The organism is Mycobacterium venezuelense, from assembly GCF_054919535.1.
Genome location: NZ_JBONDW010000045.1, coordinates 1 through 5,391 on the forward strand (window position 1 = coordinate 1; position 5,391 = coordinate 5,391).

General features: G+C 56.0%; 3 rRNA genes. All 3 read right to left on the reverse strand.

Going from position 1 to position 5,391, the window contains the following annotated elements:
• Positions 1 to 8: 8 nt before the first annotated feature.
• A 5S ribosomal RNA gene (rrf, locus tag ACRCUN_RS34070) occupies positions 9 to 122 on the reverse strand.
• Positions 123 to 233: 111 nt separating this feature from the next.
• Positions 234 to 3,360, reverse strand: a 23S ribosomal RNA gene (locus ACRCUN_RS34075).
• A gap of 343 nt (positions 3,361 to 3,703) precedes the next feature.
• Positions 3,704 to 5,223: ribosomal RNA gene (locus tag ACRCUN_RS34080) — 16S ribosomal RNA — on the reverse strand.
• The 16S, 23S and 5S rRNA genes sit together here, the layout of an rRNA operon.
• Positions 5,224 to 5,391 lie beyond the last annotated feature (168 nt).

A 5,391-nucleotide genomic window follows, 5' to 3' on the forward strand; every position in this document is an offset into this window, starting at 1 on the left:
TAATTTGTGTTCGGCGGTGTCCTACTTTTCCACCCGTGTGGGTAGTATCATCGGCGCTGGCAGGCTTAGCTTCCGGGTTCGGGATGGGACCGGGCGTTTCCCTGCCGCTATGGACCGCCGTAACTCTATTCACTCGTTTTTGAGTGTGAAAATTGTGGTGTGTTTTGGTGGTGGGGTGATCGGTTTGATCATCCGTGGATGTGGTTGCGAGGCAATTCCCACTCATGTGTGGGTGTTGTAAGTTTTCGGCCGGTTAGTGCCAGTTCCCTGAACCCATTGCTGGGTGTATAGGTCTGGTCTATCGATCCCGTGGTCTGCGGGGGGCCTTATCCCTCTAAAAGGGTGAGAAGCCTGGTCTTGGAGGGGGTTTCCCGCTTAGATGCTTTCAGCGGTTATCCTGTCCGAACGTGGCTATCCAGCGGTGCTCCTGGTGGAACAACTGGTAGACCAGAGGTTCGTCCGTCCCGGTCCTCTCGTACTAGGGACAGATTTCCTCAAGCTTCTGACGCGCGCGGCGGATAGAGACCGAACTGTCTCACGACGTTCTAAACCCAGCTCGCGTGCCGCTTTAATGGGCGAACAGCCCAACCCTTGGGACCTGCTCCAGCCCCAGGATGCGACGAGCCGACATCGAGGTGCCAAACCATCCCGTCGATATGGACTCTTGGGGAAGATCAGCCTGTTATCCCCGGGGTACCTTTTATCCGTTGAGCGACACCCCTTCCACTCAGAGGTGCCGGATCACTAGTCCCGACTTTCGTCCCTGCTCGACATGTACGTCTCGCAGTCAAGCTCCCTTGTGCACTTACACTCAACACCTGATTGCCGTCCAGGTTGAGGGAACCTTTGGGCGCCTCCGTTACATTTTGGGAGGCAACCGCCCCAGTTAAACTACCCGCCAGGCACTGTCCCTGAACCCGGTTCAGGGTTCGAGGTTAGAGGCCCAATACGATCAGAGTGGTATTTCAACAACGACTCCACAACCACTGGCGTGGCTGCTTCACAGTCTCCCACCTATCCTACACAAACCGTATCGAGCACCAATACCAAGTTGTAGTGAAGGTCCCGGGGTCTTTTCGTCCTGCCGCGCGTAACGAGCATCTTTACTCGTAGTGCAATTTCGCCGAGTCTATGGTTGAGACAGTTGAGAAGTCGTTACGCCATTCGTGCAGGTCGGAACTTACCCGACAAGGAATTTCGCTACCTTAGGATGGTTATAGTTACCACCGCCGTTTACTGGGGCTTAAATTCTCCGCTTCACCCCGAAGGGTTAACGGGTCCTCTTAACCTTCCAGCACCGGGCAGGCGTCAGTCCGTATACCTCGTCTTGCGACTTCGCACGGACCTGTGTTTTTAGTAAACAGTCGCTTCTCACTGGTTTGTGCCACCCACTCACGCTCACCACCGCAAAGATGGATCACGCCATGTGGGTCCCCCTTCTCCCGAAGTTACGGGGGCATTTTGCCGAGTTCCTTAACCATAGTTCACTCGTACGCCTTAGTATTCTCTACCTGACCACCTGTGTTGGTTTGGGGTACGGGCCGTGTATGTCCTCGCTAGAGGCTTTTCTTGGCAGCATAGGATCACCGAATTCGCCTCACTCGGCTATGCATCACCTCTCAGGATATGTGAAACCCGGATTTGCCTAGGTTTCTCCCTACCGGCTTGCCCCAGTATTACCACTGACTGGTACGGCTACCTTCCTGCGTCACCCCATCGCTTGACTACTACCAACGAAGGTCCCATGCAGCCCCACCAACGCCGCACCCCGAAGGGATTGGTCACGGTGGTTTTGGATGGTTAGTACCGCTGATTCATCAGGGACGCACATACACGGGTACGGGAATATCAACCCGTTGTCCATCGACTACGCCTGTCGGCCTCGCCTTAGGTCCCGACTCACCCTGGGCGGACTGGCCTGGCCCAGGAACCCTTGGTCTTTCGGCGGGCAAGGTTCTCACTTGCCTAATCGCTACTCATGCCTGCATTCTCACTCCCACACCCTCCACAACTAGATCACTCTGCTGCTTCACCGGATGCAGGACGCTCCCCTACCCAACGACACAAAGTCGTTGCCGCGGCTTCGGCGGTGTGCTTGAGCCCCGCTACATTATCGGCGCACAATCACTTGACCAGTGAGCTATTACGCACTCTTTCAAGGGTGGCTGCTTCTAAGCCAACCTCCTGGTTGTCTTCGCGACTGCACATCCTTTTCCACTTAGCACACGCTTAGGGGCCTTAGCCGGCGATCTGGGCTGTTTCCCTCTCGACGCACGGAGCTTATCCCCCGCCGTCTCACTGCCACACTCTTAGACTTGTCGGCATTCGGAGTTTGGCTGACGTCAGTAACCCTGTGGGGCCCATCGGCCATCCAGTAGCTCTACCTCCAACAAGAAACATGTGACGCTGCACCTAAATGCATTTCGGGGAGAACCAGCTATCACGGAGTTTGATTGGCCTTTCACCCCTACCCACAGCTCATCCCCTCAGTCTTCAACCTAAGTGGGTTCGGGCCTCCACACGGTCTTACCCGCGCTTCACCCTGGCCATGGGTAGATCACTCCGCTTCGGGTCCAGAACACACCACTACACCACACACTCCTGTGTGGATACGCCCTATTCAGACTCGCTTTCGCTGCGGCTACCCCACCCGGGTTAACCTCGCGACATGTCCCTGACTCGCAGGCTCATTCTTCAAAAGGCACGCCATCACCCCACGACAAGTCGAGGGCTCTGACGGATTGTAAGCGCACGGTTTCAGGTACTCTTTCACTCCCCTCCCGGGGTACTTTTCACCATTCCCTCACGGTACTAATCCGCTATCGGTCACTGAGAAGTATTCAGGCTTACCGGGTGGTCCCGGCAGATTCACAGCAGATTCCACGGGCCCGCTGCTACTCGGGAACACCGTCCAAGGCAGATGTCAGGTTTTCACGTACCGGGCTCTCACCGTCTACGGCAGGCCATCCCAAGCCACTTCCGCTAACCACAACATTTTTTCACTGCCCTCCAGCCAGGTAGAACCGGACAGACGAATCCCACAACCCCGCACACACAACCCCTACCCGGTATCACATGCATACGGTTTAGCCATCCTCCGCTTTCGCTCGCCACTACTCACGGAATCACAATTGTTTTCTCTTCCTACGGGTACTGAGATGTTTCACTTCCCCGCGTTCCCCCCCACTACCTATGTATTCAGTAGTGGGTGACACGACATCACTCGTGCCGGGTTTCCCCATTCGGACATCCTCGGATCCACGCTCGGTTGACAGCTCCCCGAGGCATATCGCAGCCTCCCACGTCCTTCATCGGCTCCCAGTGCCAAGGCATCCACCATGCGCCCTTAAACACTTACAACACAAAACCAAAAAATGAGTCAAAAAGAAATTGCACATCGACACACAACAAATCCCCCGAGAAAGCAAAACTCCCTCAGAGAACCCTTGCGTGCCAGATGCTCGCAACCACTATCCACAAATCAAACACCACACCCCACCACCAAAGTGAGGCAACAACACGCCGACACCCCCACCGGGATGCCACCCCCCGAAAGGGGCACGGGCCTGTTGTCTCAAAGCCCAATAGTGTGCCTGGCAGTTTTCAAACGTTTGTTGTGCACCAAGCCGGCGCCACTACAGCGCTCCAGCTCCTCACGGCTACACCATCCCCAATGGACGATGTTTATCGTGGTGCTCCTTAGAAAGGAGGTGATCCAGCCGCACCTTCCGGTACGGCTACCTTGTTACGACTTCGTCCCAATCGCCGATCCCACCTTCGACGGCTCCCTCCCACAAGGGGTTAGGCCACCGGCTTCGGGTGTTACCGACTTTCATGACGTGACGGGCGGTGTGTACAAGGCCCGGGAACGTATTCACCGCAGCGTTGCTGATCTGCGATTACTAGCGACTCCGACTTCACGGGGTCGAGTTGCAGACCCCGATCCGAACTGAGACCGGCTTTGAAAGGATTCGCTCCACCTCACGGCATCGCAGCCCTTTGTACCGGCCATTGTAGCATGTGTGAAGCCCTGGACATAAGGGGCATGATGACTTGACGTCATCCCCACCTTCCTCCGAGTTGACCCCGGCAGTCTCTCACGAGTCCCCACCATAACGTGCTGGCAACATGAGACAAGGGTTGCGCTCGTTGCGGGACTTAACCCAACATCTCACGACACGAGCTGACGACAGCCATGCACCACCTGCACACAGGCCACAAGGGAACCGACATCTCTGCCGGCGTCCTGTGCATGTCAAACCCAGGTAAGGTTCTTCGCGTTGCATCGAATTAATCCACATGCTCCGCCGCTTGTGCGGGCCCCCGTCAATTCCTTTGAGTTTTAGCCTTGCGGCCGTACTCCCCAGGCGGGGTACTTAATGCGTTAGCTACGGCACGGATCCCAAGGAAGGAAACCCACACCTAGTACCCACCGTTTACGGCGTGGACTACCAGGGTATCTAATCCTGTTCGCTCCCCACGCTTTCGCTCCTCAGCGTCAGTTACTGCCCAGAGACCCGCCTTCGCCACCGGTGTTCCTCCTGATATCTGCGCATTCCACCGCTACACCAGGAATTCCAGTCTCCCCTGCAGTACTCCAGTCTGCCCGTATCGCCCGCACGCCCACAGTTAAGCTGTGAGTTTTCACGAACAACGCGACAAACCACCTACGAGCTCTTTACGCCCAGTAATTCCGGACAACGCTCGGACCCTACGTATTACCGCGGCTGCTGGCACGTAGTTGGCCGGTCCTTCTTCTGCACATACCGTCACTTGCGCTTCGTCTGTGCTGAAAGAGGTTTACAACCCGAAGGCCGTCATCCCTCACGCGGCGTCGCTGCATCAGGCTTGCGCCCATTGTGCAATATTCCCCACTGCTGCCTCCCGTAGGAGTCTGGGCCGTATCTCAGTCCCAGTGTGGCCGGTCACCCTCTCAGGCCGGCTACCCGTCGTCGCCTTGGTAGGCCATCACCCCACCAACAAGCTGATAGGCCGCGGGCCCATCCCACACCGCAAAAGCTTTCCACCACAATCCATGCAGACCGTGGTCCTATCCGGTATTAGACCCAGTTTCCCAGGCTTATCCCAAAGTGCAGGGCAGATCACCCACGTGTTACTCACCCGTTCGCCACTCGAGCACCCCGAAGGGCCTTTCCGTTCGACTTGCATGTGTTAAGCACGCCGCCAGCGTTCGTCCTGAGCCAGGATCAAACTCTCCAAACAAAAACCCCCGGACAAACCGGGCAGAATTCGAATCAGAAAAATCCGATCACAAAAACAAGACACCAAAAACTGGCATCAAAAAAACATCCACCCCTAAACGGGAAAAAGAGGCGGACAAAAAACAACAAACAAAAACCACCAAACACACTATTGAGTTCTCAAACAACA